Source organism: Paractinoplanes rishiriensis (assembly GCF_016862375.1).
Classification (GTDB): Bacteria; Actinomycetota; Actinomycetes; order Mycobacteriales; family Micromonosporaceae; genus Actinoplanes; species Actinoplanes rishiriensis.
The window spans coordinates 21,787-38,030 of sequence record NZ_BOMV01000082.1; the positions used below are offsets into that span (position 1 = coordinate 21,787).

The following is a 16,244-nucleotide window of genomic DNA, read 5'->3' on the forward strand; positions in this document are numbered from 1 at the left end:
ATCGTCGACCATCGATAGGTGCCTGTCGGGTTCCGGTCACTCCGTTGACGGCAGGGGTGACGCCGGGCGCATGCCAATGTCCCAGGATAAATAGGACAGATCAACCATTTATCGTACGCCTGGGTGGTGGCTCCGATTGAAGGTTTTACGTATTCTCCGGAAGGCGCACGCGGACGGTAACGACCTGCCCGCCGTGCTGCTGCAACCTGTCAACCCTCGGGCGGAGCCTGATGAGAACGCGCAACTGGTCGATCCGTTCGAAGATCATCGCGATGATCACCGTGCCGCTGGTGGCGCTGCTCGCGTTGTGGATCTTCGCGACGACGCTCACCGCCGGCCCGGCGCTCACCCTGTTCTCCGCCAAGTCGCTGGCCGAGAGCATCGCCGACCGCGGTGCCAACATGGCCGCCGAGGTGCAGCGCGAACGCCGGCTCTCGGTGCAGTACCTGGCCGACCCCGGCTCGACCACGGCGCAGCTCAACGGACAGCGGCAGGTGACCGACCGCGCCATCGAGACGTTCCGCAAGGCGGCCCGTGGCGGTGACGCCTGGCAGAACGCCAGCGATGTCCTGCGCGAGCGCATCGACCAGGTCTTCACCGAGTTGGAGGGCCTGGCGTCCCAGCGGTTGCACATCGACCGCCGCGAGCTCGACATGATCGGCGCGCAGAACATCTACAACTCGATGGTCAAGAACATGTTCGAGATGTTCATGGCCACCGCGACGTTCCCGGACGAGGAGATCAACCGGCAGATCCGGGCGCTGGCCACCACCAGCCGCGGCCAGGAGCACCTGAGCCGGGTCGACTCGCTGCTGGCCGGCGCGACGCTGAGCGGTCAGCTCAGCGAGGACCTGCGCACCGCCATGGTGCAGGACATCGGCATCGCCCGGTTCCTGCTCCAGCAGGGCATCGACAGCCTGCCGGTGCAGGCCCGGGCCGCGTTCGAAAAGATGAACGCGGGCGAGGCGTTCACCCAGCTCAACGGCATGATGGACCGGATCATCGACGAGAGCCGGGCCGGCGAGATCACCCCGGTGGCCGCCGACACCTGGCACCCGGCGTACGTGAAGTCCGCGGCCCAGCTGCGCGCGGTCGAGGACGAGGCGGTGCACGCCCTCGCCGAGCGTGGCACGTCATTGGCCATCGACATCCTGATCCAGTTGCTGCTGGCCGCCCTGCTCGGCCTCGGCGCCCTGCTCGTCTCGCTGATGGTGTCGATCCGGGTGGGCCGGTCGATGGTCGGCCGCCTGCGCCGGCTGCGCGGCGAGGCCTCCGAGATGGCGACCGAGCGACTGCCCAACGTGGTCCGGCGCCTGCAGCGCGGCGAGAACGTCGACGTCGACGTCGAGACGCCACCCCTGGAGTACGGCGCGGACGAGATCGGCGAGCTCGGCCAGGCCTTCAACGATGTGCAGCGTACGGCCGTGCAGTCCGCGGTCGAGGAGGCGAACGTCCGCCGCGGCCTCAACGAGGTCTTCCTCAACATCGCCCGGCGCAGCCAGACCCTGCTGCACCGCCAGCTGGCCCTGCTCGACCGGATGGAACGGCGCGAGACCGAGCCGCAGGAACTCGAGGACCTCTACCGGGTCGACCACCTCGCCACCCGGATGCGGCGCCACGCCGAGGACCTGGTGATTCTGGCCGGCGCCGCGCCCGGCCGGGGCTGGCGCAACCCGGTGCCGGTCATCGACGTGGTCCGCGGCGCGATCAGCGAGGTGGAGGACTACAAGCGGGTCGACATCCGCTCGGTGGAGTCCACCGCGGTGCTCGGCCGGGCCGTCGGTGACGTCATCCACCTGCTCGCCGAGCTGCTGGAAAATGCGGCGTCGTTCTCCCCGCCGCACACCCGGGTGCAGGTGTCCGGACAGGTCCTGCCGAACGGCTACGCGATCGAGATCGAGGACCGCGGCCTCGGTATGTCGCACGACGCGATCGACGAGGCCAACCGCCGGCTGGTCGAGCCGCCCGAGTTCGACCCGGCGGACAGCGCCCGGCTCGGCCTGTTCGTGGTGGCCCAGCTGGCCAACCGGCACGGCATCCGGGTGTCGCTGCGCGAGTCCCCGTTCGGCGGCGTCACCGCGATCGTGCTGCTGCCCGGCGAGCTCGTGGTGCCCGGGCCGGGTCAGGCCGCGCTGCCGTCCGGCCCGATCACCCCGGACCGCATCGAGCAGCCGCTGGTCGGCTCCGGCAGCGTCGAACCCGGCCGGCGCTCGCTCGCCGCGCTGCAGTGGCAGGGCGCCGAGGAACTGCGCGAGATCACCGTGGCCGGCCGCCCGGTCGCTCTCAACGACGGCCCGGCCCCGGTGGTCGAGCCGGTCCGCAGCGGTCCGGTGCCGTCCTCGGTCGCCGAGGGCGTCAACGCCGACGGCCTGGTGCAACGCCGCCGGGTGCGCCGCCCGGTCGACCTGGGCACGGCCGACGAAGCGGTGGCCGCGGCTCGCACCGCGCAACCGGCGCTGCCTGCCGCACCGGCCTCCGGCGCAACGACCGACCGGAACCGCCGAAAGCCGGCCATACCGCGACCACGCGGGAAGGCCTCGGTGACGCCGATTTCCGCGGCGCCGCTCTTCCCCGGGACGCTGCCGGCCGTCTCCTCGCCGGTCGCGCCGACCTCGGCCGCGCCGATGTTCGCGGCGCCCACCTCGGCTCCGCCGGCCGGCGACGCGCCGGCCACAGAGGACGGCTTGCCCCGGCGGATCCGGCAGGCTAGCCTCGCGCCCCAGTTGCGGCAGCGCGCCGACGCGCCGCCGGACGAGCCGACCGTGCCCATGCGTTCGCCCGAGCAGGTGCGCAGCCTGATGAGTGCGCTACAGCTCGGCACCACGCGTGGACGCATCGACGCGTCTCGCTACCGTGACGACTCGCCGCCCGCGGACGGTGACTCTCCATCTGAAGATCGCCCGAAGACGGAGAAACCAGAAAACGGGGCATCATCTGACGACGGTTCGTTCGCCGATGCGGCTACCGTCAGTTTCCCGGCGATCGCGAACGTTGCGGTCGCCCGGGCGGAGGCACCCAACGGGGCCGGGGCGGACGCGGCGGGCGACCGCACCGACGACCCCGAGCAGGATAACGCGACCAGGCCGGAGAAGGACGCATAGTGACGCAGCAGACGACCAAGCAGAGCGCGAATCTCACCTGGCTCCTCGACGATCTTGTCGAGCGGGTGCCCACCGCGCAGCAGGCGGTGGTGCTGTCGGCCGACGGGCTGATGATGGGGGCCTCGGCCGGGATGAGCCGCGAGGACGCGGAGCACCTGTCCGCCATGGCGGCCGGCTTCCAGAGCCTGGCCAAGGGTGCGAGCCGGCATTTCCAGGCCGGGCCGGTGCGGCAGACGGTGGTCGAGATGGAGTCGGCCTTCCTCTTCGTGACCGCGGCCGGCCAGGGCGCGTGTCTCGCGGTGCTGGCCGCCGCGGACGCCGACCTGGGCCTGATCGCCTACGAGATGGCGATGCTCGTCACCCGCGTGGGACAGACCCTGAGCGCTCCCGAGCGCTCCGCGGTGGCGCCCTCCGATGCCGGCTGACCCGCCACGGTTCGCGCACGACTGGCTCGACCACGACGCGGGCCCGGTGGTCCGTCCGTACGCCGTGACCCAGGGCCGGGTGACACCGGCCGGCGACGAGATCGACCTGGTCGCCTTCGTGGTCGCCACCGTGGGCGAGGTAAGCCCGGGCGTCCGGCTCCAGCCCGAGCACCACGCCATCGTCGCGGCGGCCTGGGAACCCATCTCGGTGGTCGAACTGGCCTCCACACTGGACCTCTCGATCGGGGTGATCCGGGTCTTGCTCGGTGATCTACGCTCGGTAGGACTTATTTCGATGTACGAACCCCCGGCGGCAACACGGCCGCACGATGTCGACGTACTCAAGGCGGTTGTCAATGGACTCCGTGCGCTCTGACCGCAACGGCGCGACGTCGCGCATTCCGGTCGCGCTCAAGATCCTGATTGCCGGCGGCTTCGGCGCCGGCAAGACCACCATGGTCGGCTCGGTCAGTGAGATCCGCCCGCTCCAGACCGAGGAAGTCCTGACCGGCGCCGAGGGCGCCGACGACGTCGACGGCGTGGAGGGCAAGACCACCACGACCGTGACGATGGACTTCGGCCGGATCACCATCACCGAGGACCTCCAGCTGTACCTCTTCGGTACGCCAGGTCAGGATCGGTTCTGGTTCCTGTGGGACGAGCTCTCCCAGGGCGCGCTCGGCGCCGTGGTGCTGGCCGACACCCGCCGCCTGGCCGACTGCTTTCCGTCGATCGACTACTTCGAGCAGCGCGGCACCCCGTTCGTGGTGGCGGTCAACTGCTTCGAGGCCGAGCCGCGGTTCGGCACCGACGCGGTGGGCCGGGCGCTCGACCTCGACCCGGGCGTGCCCGTGGTGCTGTTCGACGCCCGCGAGCCGCTCGGTGCCCGCAACGTGCTGATCGAACTGGTGGAGTACGTCGCCCGCCGGCAGTTGTCGGCGGCCGGTTCCCGCTGAGTCCCGAGCCCGGCCGTCCCGTCAGTGGGGCGGCCAGGCCACCGACGCCTGGCCGGGCGGGATGCAGATCAGCCGCGGCGCCAGCCGGTGCACGGTCCGGGGGTCGGCCAGCCCGCGGGCCACCAGATCCTCCGGCCGCTGGAACGGACCGTGCTGGTTCCGGTTCGCCACGATCCCGTACGCCTGCGCCACCGGTAACCCGCTGGCGCGCGCCAGACCGTCGCTGCTCACGTGGTTGAGGTCGATGAGGCCGCCGTCGTCGAAGCTGCGCAGCACGTCCGGCCGGCCGATGCCGATCTGCCGGGCCTGGTCGGGCGCGAAAGCGACGAACTGCCGGGCCTGCTCGCGCAGCGTCCAGGTGCGTTCCTGGTCGTTGACCCGGCTGGCCAGCAGCACGCCGTGGAAGGCCGAGACGACCGGGAGAGCGAACAGGATTCCGAAGCCGACGTCCTCGGCGGTGCTGAAGTCGTTGCTCGCAAGCGAGGTCGGGTCGATCGCGAAGGCCACCACGACGCCGACCATGAAGATCGCGAAATAGACGAACGCGACCACGAACTGCCGCGGGTCGCGCCGCCGCACCCCGGCGATCACGAAGTAGATCCAGCTGCCGAACGAGCAGACCACGAACGGGAACAGCACGGCCGCCAGCATCTCGGCCACCGGCGCGCGGCGCTGCGGCGCGGGCCAGAGCATCGGCGGGCCGTACCCGGGCGCCGCCGTGGGCGATGCCGGGAACGGGGCGACCGGCGGCCCAGAGGTGACCGGCCCAGAGGTGACCGGCCCAGAGATAACCGGTCCAGGGGAGACCGACCCGAGGGCAGCTTGCGCCGGGATGACCGGTGCCGGGGTCGGTGGCGGCGAGACCGGATCGGCCGGCGGCGGCGCCGGGTCGAACTCGCCCCGGAGGATTTTGCGGTGCGCCTCCTGCATCTGCTCGCCCGGCTCGGCGCCCAACTCGTCCAGGAAGTACTCCCGGGCGTCCCGGAACACGGCGAGCGCCTCGGCCTGCCGCCCGCCCTGGTGCAGCGCGATCATCAGGTGCGTCCGCAACCCCTCGCGCAGCGGGAACTCCTCGACCAGCCGGGCCAGGTCGGGGATGAGCGCGGCGGCCGCGCCCTGGCTCAGCGAGATGTCGGCGAGCTGTTCCCAAGCCGTCGCCCGGGTCTCGGCCAGCCGGGTGCGCGCCGCCTCGAACACCGGTCCGGGCAGCCCGGCCAGCGCGTCGCCGCGCCACAGCGCCAGACCGGCCCGCAGGGTGTCGGCGGCCTGCGGCAGCTGACCGGCGTTGCGGGTGGCCGCGGCCCGGGTCACCGCGGCCTGGAACTCGTCGGCGTCGACCGTGCCGTCCGCGGTGCGCAGCACGTACCCGCTGCCGGTGAGCGCGAGCAACTCGCCGGGAGTGCGCGGCGCCCGGTCCGGGTCGAGCACGCGGCGCAGTCCGGCCACGTATTTCTGCACGACGTTGGCGCCGTTCTCGGGCGGCTCGTCGCCCCACACCGCGTCGACGATCTGGTGGGTGGGCACCGGCCGGCCCGCCTGCAGGAGCAGAACGGCGAGAACCGCCCGCTGTTTGGCCGGTCCAAGGTCGACCGGAACCCCGCCACGCTGGGCGCGGACCTCGCCGAGGATCTCGAACCGAAGCGGTGTGCCAACGCGGCCGTCGGTCACCGCAACACCCCCTGAGCAGCACTGATCCATCGACGGCAGCAGAACGGCAGCCGGCAGCAGCATAACGGCAGCGACCCGGCAGCGAGGGGCCCCAGTCTTCAATGCGTCGGCACCGCCGGACCGCGGTGAACCCTCCTTGAGAAAGACGATGAAGATGACTGCGCGTAAGACCTACCTCACCGGATTCGCTGCCCTTCTGGCCCTGTCCGTCGCCGGGTGCAACGCCGGCGACAGCGTCGGCGCGGTGGCCGAGAAGCTGGCACCCACCCCCAAGCAGCAACTGCTCGACGCCGTCCCGGACGAGAAGGACAGCGTCTACCGCTTCGACGTCAAGGGCGGTGAGACGCCGATGTCCGGCGTGCTGGACGTGCCGAACAAGGCGGTCGAGGTCAAGTTCGTCGAGTCCGACGAGGACTTCACCCTGACGATGTCCTTCCTGATGGTCGGCGAGAAGGCCTGGACGAGGATCGCGTTCAAGCCGGCCGACCTGCCGGGGCTGCCCAAGTTCGGCAAGAAGTGGCTGCTGCTGGACGAGGGGAAGCTCGCCGACAAGGAACTCCTCAAGGCGCCCAGCGAGGCCGACCCGGGCAACACCGGCGTGCTGGTGTTCAACGCCACCGAGGTGACCGAGACCGGCGCCGGCCGCTACACCGGCACCACCGACCTCCAGAAGAGCGCGGAGGCCGAGATCGTCGACGCCGAGACCCTGACGGCACTGGGCGAGCAGGCCAGGACGGTGCCGTTCGAGGCGACCGTCGACCGCGAGGGCCACCTCAGCACGCTGACCGTCAAGATCCCGGCGGCCGGCACGGCGAAGGCACAGACGTACCAGGTCAGCTACACCGGCTTCGGCAAGACCCCGACGCCGGAGGCCCCGGCGGCCGGCGCGCAGCAGAAAGCGAGCGCGCAGGTTTACGAGATGCTCAACGGCTGATCAATCGAGGCGGCGGTCGCGCGGATTCGACGGGGGTCCGCGCGGCCGCTCTTCCTGTATGTCGGAGCCAGTCTCATGCCCATGTGCACGATCTGCGGCCGGTTGGTGCTCGGCCTGGCCGGCCAGGACTGGACCGTCCTGCCCTGGATGGTGGAGCCGGCCGCCGCCGAGGTGCCGGCCGGCCCGTGCCACGTCCGTTGCCTCGCCGACCACGGTGCGGCCGCCGCCTGGGCCGCGGCCGTCGAGGCGTACCACTGCACCCGCTGGCCCCGCTGGCTGGCCGGCACCGACGCGGGGGTCCGCTGGCGGCTGCACAGCAGCCGGCCGGCCCGTCGCTTCCACCTCTGGCGATCGGACGGGCGCCTGGCCTCTTTTCCGTACGCCGCGATCCGCCCCGGCCCGCTCCAGGTGGCGACGGACCTGGCCGAACTGGGCAGCGCACACGCCGCGGCCCTGCTGGCCGCCATGGGCACCGACGAGCCGGGCGTCGAGGTTCCGCTGGACACGGTGCTCGCGGCCCTCGACCTGGCCGACCGGTATCCGCACGGTATGGGCGCGGTGACCCGCCGGCTGCGCGTGGTGGGCGGCGAGACCGTCGATGTGCTGGCCGTCCGGCACCCGCTCCCGCTGCTCCCAGCTTGCCGACGCGCCGCCCTTGAGCTGCGGAATGAGGGATGATCGGCCGATGAGGCCGCCGATCGCCGCCCTGGCCGCCCTGCTCCTGATGGCGGGGTGCGGAACGCCGGAAGAACCGGAAGAACCGGCGAAAGAGGTGCCGGCCCCGACGGCCAGCGCGGCGCCGGCCGACCGGGACGCCAGCGTCATGCTGGCCCGGGAACGCCCCGCAGGTGCCTGGCCCGGCGCCAACGGCCTGTCCGGCGTCAACGGCGACCCGGTCCTGGACACCGCCTCGGTGCAGAGCTTCTGCACCGCCCGCGGCCGGTCCTGCCCGATCGCGCACACCTACACCGAACGCACCTCGTTCGCCGCGATGACCACCGGCAGTTCCTGGACCTTTGAACACTTCGCCGACTTCCCGGGCGTCCTGGTGATCTCGCAGGGCCTGGTGCCCGAGGGCGGCGAGGCGCAGATGGCCGGGTGCGCGGCCGGCGAGTTCGACGACCTGTGGCGGGGCTTCGGCACGCTGATGACCCGGCAGGGCCGGGCCGACTCGATCGTCCGGCTGGGCTGGGAGGTCAACGTCGAGGCCATGCCCTGGCGGGGACTCGACACGCAGACGTACATCTCCTGCTTCCGGCGGGCCGCCACCGCGCTGCGCGCAACCAACCCGAAGGTGCTCATCGACTGGACGGTGAACGCGCACCGCACCCCGGCCGGCCTGTGCGGGGGCCTCAGCACGAACTGTTACCCGGGCGACGACTACGTGGACATCGTCGGCATCGACAACTACGACCATTTCCCCTGGTCGCCGACCAAGGAGGTGTTCGACCGCACCGCCGCCCGCCCGGAGGGCCTGACCTGGCTGTACGACTTCGCCCGGGAGCGTGGCAAACCGTTCTCGGTGGGGGAGTGGGGCGTGGTGCCGACCGCGGACGCCGGCAAGGAGAACCCGGACTACGTGAAGTGGATGCACGAGTGGTTCGCCGCGCACGCGCCGGCTCTCGCGTACGAGGCCTATTTTTCTGATTGCAGTTCCGGCGGCGTGCAGTCCAGCCTGTTCAACACCGCGGCCGGCTGCCGGCGCAACCCGGGCTCGGCCGACATGTATCGATCGCTGTACCGGCAATAGGCCGGGAGTGTGGTAGGGATCAGGGCATGGTCGCGAACACTGAATACGTCTATGTCGGTGCCTACACGGGTGACAAGGGTGGCGAGGCCGAGGGCATCGCGCTGCTGCGCCGCGACCCCGGCTCGGGCGAGCTGACCCGGCTCGGTGTCGCCGTGCGTACCCCCTCGCCGTCCTTCCTGGCCCAGCACCCCACCCGCCCGATCCTGTATGCGGTGAACGAGCTGGAGTCGGCCGGCACGGTCAGCGCGTTCACGGTGGCCGAGGACGGCGGCCTCACCCCGCTGAGCGTGCAGCCCACCGGCGGCTCCGACCCGGCGCACCTCGCGGTCACCCCGGACGGCCGCTTCCTGCTGGTGGCCAACTACTCCAGCGGCTCGGTCTCGGTGCACCCGCTGGACCCGGAAGGCGCCCCGGGCGAGCGCTCCGACCTGCTCGGGCTGACCGGCAGTGGCCCGGACGCCGAGCGGCAGGCCGGCCCGCACGCGCACATGGTGGTGCCGGCCGGCGACGGTGTGCTGATCGCCGACCTGGGCTCGGACCGGGTCTGGCGGTGCCGGCTCGACCACAGCGGCCGGCTGTCCCCGGCCGAACCCGTGATCACCGCGAAACCGGGTACCGGCCCGCGGCACCTGCGTCTCGCGCCGGACGGCACGGTGCTGCTGGTCGGCGAGCTGGCCGCGACGCTGAGCTGGTACCGCCCGGCCGCCGACGGCACGCTGGCGCTGGCCGGCGAGGTGGCGACCAGCACGCTGGACGGCCAGTGCTACCCGTCCGAGATCGTCACCGGCCGGGACGGCCGTTTCATCTACGTGGCGAACCGCGGGCCGAACACTGTGGCGGTGTTCGCCTGGGACGGCTCGCGGGCCACGCTGATCGCCGAGATCCCGGCCGGCGGCGACTGGCCGCGGCACATGGTCCTGCTGGGCGATCACCTCTATGTAACCAACCAGCAGTCACACAGCGTGACGACTTTCCGGATCGATCCGGATAGCGGAATCCCGACTCCGCAGGGCGTGCCGACCGTTGAGGCCAGCCCGACCTGCCTGCACCGCTGGGCATCGATCTCCATCAGATGATGAGAAGTTTGGGCTCCGTTTGATCCCTGTCGCGAATCGTGACAAATGGGTTGGAGGTCCCTACCGATCGGAACGGCGTAACTACCCTTTGCGTTTTTGTCGGGCAGAAGACGCAATCCGAGTAACTTTCCGCCGAACGTATATGGCGCTCAGCTTCCGAGATGCGCACTATAGAGCGCGTGTCAGGCCGCCATCGTCGAAATTTTAGTCTCCGGGGAGCGGGCGTCGTCGGTAGTGCGATGGCGATCGTCGTCGTTCTCGCGGGGTCCTACCTGGGTTACCAACAACTCTCCGACTCCGGCTGTACCGGTTCCGTACGGTTGACCGTCGCCGCCGCCCCAGAGATAGCGCCAGCCATCGAACAGACGGCGCAACGCTGGATCCAGGACGGAGCCAACGTCAACGGCACGTGTGTCGCCGTGACGGTGACCGCGATGAACCCAGCCACCATGGCCGCGGCCGTGGCCGGTGAGCACAAGGTCACCCTGACCGGGCTCGGCGCCGCGCCGGAGTCGGTCAAGGTGCCGGATGTCTGGGTCGCGGACTCCTCCACCTGGCTGTTGCGCCTCAAGTCCGAGGCGCCCGGCTTCGTGCCCACCGACGGCAAGCCGATCGCGCAGAGCCCGGTGGTGGTCGCCATGCCGCAGCCGGTCGCGCAGAAGATCGGCTGGCCCGACCAGAAACTCGGCTGGAAGGACCTGCTCACCCAGGTCACCAAGGGCACCGAACTGCGCACCGGCGTGGTCGACCCGGGCCGGGATGCGGCCGGTCTCGCCGGCCTGCTCGCGCTCGGTCAGGCGGCTGGTTCCGGTCAGCAGGCTCAAGCGGCCAAGGTCGGCGCGATCAAGGCGCTGGCGCAGAGCGCGTCCGCGCTGCGGGACGACCTGCTCCAGAAGTTCCCGCGTTCGGCCGACCCGAACGACATTGCCACCAGCCTGGCCGCGGCGCCGCTGTCCGAGGAGGACGTGGTCGCGTACAACGCGGAGAAGCCGCCGATCCCGCTGGTCGCGCTGTACCTCGAGCCGAGTCCGCCGCCGCTGGACTACCCGTACGCGATCATGCCGCAGGTCGACCTCCAGAAGTCGGCCGCGGCGACCGGGCTGCGCACCCAGCTGAACTCCGCGGCGTTCAAGAATGCGCTGGCCACCTCCGGCCTGCGGTTCCCGGACGGCTCGACCGGTGCCGGGTTCGCACGCCCGCTCGGTGCGCCCGAGGCCTCCCCGGCGGTCAGCCAGGGCACCGGTGGCAAGCAGGCCGGCGGTTCGGCCGCGGCCGGTCTCGACGCCAGCGCGCTCAACCAGGTGCTGGGCAGCTGGGCCGCGATCACGCTGCCCGGCCGGGTGCTCGCCGTCTTCGACATCTCCGGTTCGATGCTCACCAAGGTGCCCACCGCGGGCAACCAGGACCGGGCCGCGGTGACCCGTGGTGCGGCGGCCGGTGGTCTCGCCCTGTTCGACGACAAGTGGGCCGTGGGCGTGTGGCTGTTCTCCACCGAGCTGGACGGCAAGAGACCGTATCGGGAGATCGTGCCGATCAGCCCGCTGTCCTCGACGAGGCAGGAGCTGCAGGACTCGATCCGGCAGATCGTGCCGAAGCCGAACGGGCAGACTGGTCTCTACGACACCCTGCTGGCCGCGTACCAGAACGTGCAGAACTCGTGGCAGCCGGGCAAGATCAACTCGGTCATCCTGTTCACCGACGGCCAGAACCAGAACGACGACGGCATCAGCCAGAACAAGCTCGTCGCCGAGCTGAAGCGGCTGAACGACCCGAAGCGCCCGGTACGCGTGGTGATCATCGGCATCGGTGACGAGGTCAACGAGCAGGAGCTCACGACCATCGTGAAGCCGACCGCCGCCGGCGGCGTCTTCATCGCCGAGGACCCGGCCAAGATCAGCAGCATCTTCCTGGAGGCGATCGCCTCCCGCACCGGGGCCAACTAAAACCCCATTTCGTACGCGGAACGGCCGTCACCCTCGCGGTGGCGGCCGTTCCCTCGTAGGGAGCGGGGTCGCTCGCGGGCGGCACGGCCGGTCTGCGGGTAGTCTCTCCTGCACCATGGCCGTTACCGAAGGGCCGGACCCGATCCACGCCGCGGCGATCGACGACGCCGCGCAAGCTCTGCTGCTCGCCTGGGACCAGGCGCGCGAGCAGGTCACCCCGCGGCTGTCCTGGCCCCAGCTGAACGCGTTGCTCGCGGTCGAGCGCGCCGAGGGGATCAACCTGGGCGGCCTGGCCGCCGAGCTCAACATGCTGCTCTCCTCGGCCAGCCGGCTCTGCGACCGGATGGTGGCCTCGGGCATGGTCGAGCGGGTGCCGGGCCGGGCCGACCGGCGCGAGATCGCGCTCTACCTGACGCCACACTCCCGGAGTCTGCTGGCCGAGTTGCGGCGCATGCGGCGCCTGGCCCTGGCGAGTGTGCTCGAGCGGATGTCCGCTTCCGGGCGCTCGGCGCTGCTGCGCGGCCTCATCGAGTTCGCAGCCGCGGCCGACGAGGGCGTCGAAAAGCCGGCCTCAGCCCGCACGGCGTAGGTTCAGATAACTAGCCGGGTCGTCCAGCACCGCCCGCAGCACGGTGTCGGCCGCACCCCGCATGGCGGCGTCCGTGCCCAGCGTGGCGGCCCGCAGCGTGACCGGCGCCAGGTCGGCGGTCAGCACCCGGCGGTGCACCTCTGCCTCGATACCGGGGCGCAGCCGCTGCAGCTCCGGCGCGTAGGCGCCACCCAGCACGATCACCCCGATGTCCAGCAGGTTGACCACGGCGGCCAGCGCGATGCCGAGCGCCGCGGCGGCCAGCCCGGCGTCGGCGGCGACCGCCTCCTGGCCGGCGTACTGCTCCAGGCAGCCGTTCGCCCCGCACCGGCACGGGCGCCCGTCGGGATAGACGGTGACGTGCCCGATCTCGCCGCTCCAGCCCCGGCCGCCGCGGTACAGCTCGCCGTCGAGCACGATCCCGGCGCCGATGCCGATCTCGCCGGACACGTACAGGAAGGTCTGTTCGCCGCCGTGGTCGGCCCGCAACTCGCCGAGCGCCGCCAGGTTGGCCTCGTTGTCGACGCTCAGCGGCAGGTCGGCCAGGGCCGGAATGGCCCGGAGCAGGGCCGGTGCGTCCACGTCCTGCCAGCCCAGGTTGGGCGCCACCCGTACGGTGCCGTCCGCGGTGACCAGGCCGGGCACCGCGAGTGCCGCACCGGCGAGCGGCAGGCCGTTCGCGGCGGCCGCCTGCCGGGCCTGCCCGGCCACCCGGCCCAGTTCGGTGAGGGCCGCGGCAGGCGCCAGCGGCCGCTGGTCGGCGTGCGCCACGAAGCGGTGCCGTACCGCGCCGGTCAGGTCGACCACGCACGCCGACAGGTAGTCGACGTTGATCTCCAGCCCCAGCCCGGCCGCGCCGTCCGGTGCGAGCGCGAGCCCGGCGGCCGGCCGGCCGGCGCCGACCCGGGGTGCTGGCTCGTGCTCGGTCAGCAGCCCGCCCGCGATCAGGTCGTCGACCAGCGCCGAGACGGTGGCGCGGGTGAGCCCGGTGGCCGTCGAGGTGGCCGCCCGGGAGGGCCGATCTGGGCTGTTCGCCACGGTCTGCAGGACGAGCGCGAGATTATGAGCGCGCATGCTCGACTGCCGGACGGGAACGGTAGAGGCAGCCATGCCCTTGACTTTGGCACACGCGACCAAAATAATTCAACCAATAAACAAAATCCCCTCTCTAACGAGGGAAACACAGCTGTTACGTGGAGGTAACCGTGCCGGTCCAACCCACGCGCGACGACAAGTTCTCCTTCGGCCTCTGGACGGTCGGGTGGCAGGCCCGGGACCCGTTCGGCGACGCCACCCGCGGCCCGCTCGACCCGATCGAGGCCGTGCACAAGCTCGGTGAGCTGGGTGCCTACGGCATCACGTTCCACGACGACGACCTGGTGCCGTTCGGCTCGGACGCGCACACCCGCGACGGCATCATCGCCGGCTTCAAGAAGGCGCTGGACGAGTCCGGCGTGATCGTCCCGATGATCACCACCAACCTGTTCACCCATCCGGTGTTCAAGGACGGCGGCTTCACCAGCAACGACCGCGGCGTCCGCCGGTACGCACTGCGCAAGGTCCTGCGGAACATGGACCTGGCCGCCGAACTGGGCGCCAAGACCCTGGTGCTGTGGGGCGGCCGGGAGGGCGCCGAGTATGACGTGGCCAAGGACGTGCGCGCCGCGCTCGACCGCTACGCCGAGGCCCTCAACCTGCTCGCCCAGTACTCCGAGGACCGCGGCTACGGCCTGCGCTTCGCCATCGAGCCCAAGCCCAACGAGCCCCGCGGCGACATCCTGCTGCCCACCGCCGGCCACGCCATCGCGTTCGTGAACGATCTGGAGCGCCCCGAGCTGTTCGGGATCAACCCCGAGGTCGGCCACGAGCAGATGTCCAACCTCAACTTCGCCCAGGGCATCGCCCAGGCACTGTGGCACGGCAAGCTCTTCCACATCGACCTGAACGGGCAGCACGGTCCCAAGTTCGACCAGGACCTGGTGTTCGGCCACGGCGACCTGCTCAACGCGTTCGCCCTGGTCGACCTGCTGGAGCACGGCAGCCCCGAGGGTGGCCGGGCGTACGACGGCCCCCGGCACTTCGACTACAAGCCGTCCCGCACCGAGGACTACGAGGGCGTCTGGGAGTCGGCGAAGGCCAACATGCGGATGTACCTGCTGCTCAAGGAGCGGGCGCAGGCGTTCCGGGCCGACCCGGCGGTGCAGGAGGCGCTCGCGGCCAGCAAGGTCAACGAGCTGCGCACGCCGACCCTGAACGACGGCGAGACCTACCAGGACCTGCTCGCCGACCGCAGCGCCTTCGAGGAGTTCGACGTCGACGCGGCCGGGGCCCAGGGCTACGGTTTCGTGAAGCTGCACCAGCTGGCCATCGACCACGTCTTGAAGGCGAACTGACGACATGACTCTGGTAGCCGGGATCGACAGCTCCACCCAGTCCTGCAAGGTGGTCATCCGCGACGCGGAGACCGGCAAGCTGGTCCGGCAGGGCCGGGCGGCACACCCGGACGGCACCGAGGTGCATCCGGACGCCTGGTGGGCCGCGCTGCAGGAAGCGATCGACCAGGCCGGCGGCCTGGACGACGTGGCCGCCGCCTCGGTGGCCGGGCAGCAGCACGGCATGGTGGTGCTCGACGAGAACGGCGCGGTGGTCCGCCCGGCGCTGCTGTGGAACGACACGCGCAGCGCCGGCGCGGCCGCCGACCTGATTCAGGAACTTGGCGGCGGCGACCGGTGGACCGACGCGGTCGGCATCGTCCCGGTCGCCAGCTTCACCCTCACCAAGCTGCGCTGGCTGGCCCGCACCGAGCCGGACAACGCGGCCCGGGTGGCCGCCGTGTGCCTGCCGCACGACTGGCTGACCTGGAAACTCACCGGGTCCACCGACATCGGCACGATCAAGACCGACCGCAGCGACGCCAGCGGCACGCTGTACTGGTCGGCCCGCACCAACGAGTACCGGCACGACCTGCTCGAGCTGGGCTTCGGCCGGCGGATCGGGGTCCCCGAGGTGCTCGGGCCCACCGGCGTGGCCGGTCACCTGCCCAACGGTGCCCCGCTCGGCCCCGGCGCCGGTGACAACGCGGCCGCCGCGATCGGCGCCGGCGCAGGCCCGGGCGACGTGGTCGTCTCGATCGGCACCTCGGGCACCGTGTTCGTCTCGTCCGACGTGGCGCCCAACGACCCGAGCGGCACGGTGGCCGGGTTCGCCGACACCACCGGCCGGTTCCTGCCGATCGTGGTGACGCTGAACGCGGCCCGGGTGCTGGACGCCGCGGCCAAGCTGCTCGGAGTCGGGCACGAGGAACTGTCCCGGCTCGCACTGTCCGCACCGGCCGGCGCCGACGGCCTGGTGCTGGTGCCCTACCTGGAGGGCGAGCGCACCCCCAACCGGCCGGACGCCACCGGCGCCATCCACGGCCTCACCCTCCAGACCTCCGACCCGGCGCACCTGGCCCGGGCCGCAGTCGAGGGCATGCTCTGCGCCCTGGCCGACGGCCTGGACGCCCTGGTCCGGCACGGTGCCCGGGCCAACCGGATCGTGCTGGTCGGCGGCGGCGCGCGCAGCGAGGCGGTGCGCCGCATCGCGCCCGCGCTGTTCGGCCTGCCGGTGCTGGTGCCGCCGCCCGGGGAGTACGTCGCGGACGGCGCCGCCCGCCAGGCCGCCTGGGTCACCCTGGGCGGCGACGTGCCGCCGGCCTGGTCGGCCGAGACCCCCGAGGTGTACGAGGACGACCCGGTCCCGCTGATCCGCGAGCAGTACGCGGGCGCCCAGGACGCGGTCGTCAACCGGTCCCGTTAACCTT

General features: G+C 71.5%; 14 protein-coding genes. 12 read left to right on the forward strand and 2 right to left on the reverse strand.

The genetic code is table 11. The features are described from left to right. Positions 1-230 precede the first annotated feature (230 nt). From Ari01nite_RS38615 to Ari01nite_RS38630, 4 genes are read left to right on the forward strand one after another with little or no spacing between them, the layout of a single operon-like run. Positions 231-3,101: a sensor histidine kinase gene (locus tag Ari01nite_RS38615; RefSeq protein WP_239163386.1), complete on the forward strand. Its 2,871-nt coding sequence runs from the start codon at positions 231-233 to the stop codon at positions 3,099-3,101. Next, positions 3,101-3,526: a roadblock/LC7 domain-containing protein gene (locus Ari01nite_RS38620; RefSeq protein ID WP_203787969.1), complete on the forward strand. Its 426-nt coding sequence runs from the start codon at positions 3,101-3,103 to the stop codon at positions 3,524-3,526. The genes Ari01nite_RS38615 and Ari01nite_RS38620 overlap by 1 nt, the downstream gene beginning before the upstream one ends. Next, positions 3,516-3,902, forward strand: coding sequence for a DUF742 domain-containing protein (locus Ari01nite_RS38625; RefSeq protein WP_203787971.1), 387 nt, complete (start codon positions 3,516-3,518; stop codon positions 3,900-3,902). The genes Ari01nite_RS38620 and Ari01nite_RS38625 overlap by 11 nt, the downstream gene beginning before the upstream one ends. Beyond that, positions 3,883-4,482: a GTP-binding protein gene (locus Ari01nite_RS38630; protein WP_203787973.1), complete on the forward strand. Its 600-nt coding sequence runs from the start codon at positions 3,883-3,885 to the stop codon at positions 4,480-4,482. Before Ari01nite_RS38625 ends, Ari01nite_RS38630 begins: the two co-directional genes overlap by 20 nt. 21 nt (positions 4,483-4,503) lie before the next feature. On the opposite strand, the gene Ari01nite_RS38635 is transcribed toward Ari01nite_RS38630, so the two are convergent. After that, positions 4,504-6,150, reverse strand: a complete 1,647-nt coding sequence (locus tag Ari01nite_RS38635) for a BTAD domain-containing putative transcriptional regulator (RefSeq protein ID WP_203787975.1) — start codon at positions 6,148-6,150, stop codon at positions 4,504-4,506. Positions 6,151-6,304: 154 nt separating this feature from the next. On the opposite strand from Ari01nite_RS38635, the gene Ari01nite_RS38640 reads away from it, so the two are divergent. From Ari01nite_RS38640 to Ari01nite_RS38665, 6 genes are all read left to right on the forward strand, one after another. Further along, the gene (locus tag Ari01nite_RS38640; RefSeq protein WP_203787977.1) at positions 6,305-7,084 is read left to right on the forward strand and encodes a hypothetical protein; all 780 of its coding nucleotides are present in this window, start codon (positions 6,305-6,307) and stop codon (positions 7,082-7,084) included. A gap of 81 nt (positions 7,085-7,165) precedes the next feature. Continuing rightward, entirely contained in the window at positions 7,166-7,762 is a 597-nt protein-coding gene (locus Ari01nite_RS38645; protein ID WP_203787979.1) for a hypothetical protein, read from the forward strand. Between the two features lie 7 nt (positions 7,763-7,769). Further along, positions 7,770-8,834, forward strand: coding sequence for a glycoside hydrolase family 26 protein (locus Ari01nite_RS38650; protein ID WP_203787981.1), 1,065 nt, complete (start codon positions 7,770-7,772; stop codon positions 8,832-8,834). Positions 8,835-8,860: 26 nt separating this feature from the next. Further along, the gene (locus Ari01nite_RS38655) at positions 8,861-9,910 is read left to right on the forward strand and encodes a lactonase family protein (RefSeq protein WP_203787983.1); all 1,050 of its coding nucleotides are present in this window, start codon (positions 8,861-8,863) and stop codon (positions 9,908-9,910) included. Positions 9,911-10,149: 239 nt separating this feature from the next. Beyond that, a complete protein-coding gene (locus tag Ari01nite_RS38660) occupies positions 10,150-11,853 on the forward strand; it encodes a substrate-binding domain-containing protein (RefSeq protein ID WP_203787985.1) in 1,704 nt (567 codons plus the stop codon). A 115-nt stretch (positions 11,854-11,968) separates the two neighbouring features. Then, positions 11,969-12,442: a MarR family winged helix-turn-helix transcriptional regulator gene (locus Ari01nite_RS38665; RefSeq protein ID WP_203787987.1), complete on the forward strand. Its 474-nt coding sequence runs from the start codon at positions 11,969-11,971 to the stop codon at positions 12,440-12,442. Here the strand turns inward: Ari01nite_RS38665 and Ari01nite_RS38670 are convergent. Further along, positions 12,425-13,552: an ROK family protein gene (locus Ari01nite_RS38670; protein ID WP_239163387.1), complete on the reverse strand. Its 1,128-nt coding sequence runs from the start codon at positions 13,550-13,552 to the stop codon at positions 12,425-12,427. The two genes, Ari01nite_RS38665 and Ari01nite_RS38670, sit on opposite strands and share 18 nt — an antisense overlap. Before the next feature lie 95 nt (positions 13,553-13,647). Here Ari01nite_RS38670 and xylA point away from each other — a divergent pair, with 95 nt between their 5' ends. Then, positions 13,648-14,835 carry a xylose isomerase gene (gene xylA, locus Ari01nite_RS38675; protein WP_203787989.1) on the forward strand — a complete coding sequence of 396 codons (1,188 nt, stop codon included), beginning with the start codon at positions 13,648-13,650 and terminating at the stop codon, positions 14,833-14,835. A 4-nt stretch (positions 14,836-14,839) separates the two neighbouring features. Continuing rightward, positions 14,840-16,240, forward strand: coding sequence for a xylulokinase (gene xylB / locus Ari01nite_RS38680; RefSeq protein ID WP_203787991.1), 1,401 nt, complete (start codon positions 14,840-14,842; stop codon positions 16,238-16,240). The last annotated feature ends 4 nt before the right edge of the window (positions 16,241-16,244 follow it).